This window comes from Neobacillus pocheonensis, assembly GCF_050477905.1.
In the GTDB taxonomy this organism is placed as follows: domain Bacteria; phylum Bacillota; class Bacilli; order Bacillales; family Cytobacillaceae; genus Neobacillus; species Neobacillus pocheonensis_A.
Genome location: NZ_JBCNAD010000114.1, coordinates 1 through 911, shown reverse-complemented (window position 1 = coordinate 911; position 911 = coordinate 1). Strand labels below are relative to the sequence as shown.

Annotated in this window: 1 protein-coding gene; it reads left to right on the top strand. The window is 49.2% G+C overall.

The window, feature by feature from the left end:
* Positions 1–51 precede the first annotated feature (51 nt).
* Positions 52–911, top strand: an 860-nt coding sequence (locus ABES02_RS29725) for an IS110 family transposase (protein WP_430141636.1), incomplete at its 3' end; no start/stop codon positions are given.

Below are 911 nucleotides of genomic sequence, written 5' to 3'. Positions count from 1 at the left end.
TGGATAGAGGGATTACAGCAGAAGCACAGGTTACAGGGCCTCATCATTGGCATGGAACCGACAGGACACTATTGGAACAACCTGGCCAATTGGCTGGTTGAGCTGGGACTAAACGTTGTCTTAGTGAATCCCGCCACAACAAAACGAAATAAGGAAAACCGTGATAACTGTCCTTCCAAGAGCGATCCCAAAGACGCCCTCGTCATTGCAGACGCTGTCAGCCGTGGTTTTTACTACGAATATACTCGCCAAGCTGAGGACTTCCAGAGGCTTCGTACGATGATGAGTGATCGAGAATTTTGGGTCACCAACAGCGTTCGGCTGCAGAATCGAATTATTCGCTGGCTGGATATTTATTTCCCTGAATACGCTTCTGTCTTTAAGGATTGGACATGCCCACGGTCGATAGCAACCCTCAAAGCGTTTCCCTCCCCGACTGATCTTCATGGTCTATCCATTGAAAGTGTCATTACGGGTTGGAGAGCATACATGCAGCGAGCCGGAGGTACTACGGGCAGACAGAAAGCTGCCGAACTCCTCTCCAAAGCCAGATATAGTGTAGGAGAGACCGCTGCACTCAAGGAGGCAAAGCAAGATTTACAGCGTTTGTTAGATGAGTTTGAACGGATTACCAACATCTTAGAACAGGTCGAACGGCAACTCGGAACGTTACTGGAAGGGATTCCTCTGGTCAGCCAGCTTCGGTCGGTAAAAGGTCTCGGAACGATTTACATTGCAGCGATTCTGTCCGGTGCAGGTGACTTGAGACAGTATACCCACGGTCGTCAATTGCTGAGGAGAGCTGGATTAAACCTGGCCGAAAGTACGTCAGGAAAACGCAAGGGAGAGATCGTGATCTCGAAACGTGGAAATGCCAAGCTGCGAAAATATATGTATCTTGCGACGCTTAC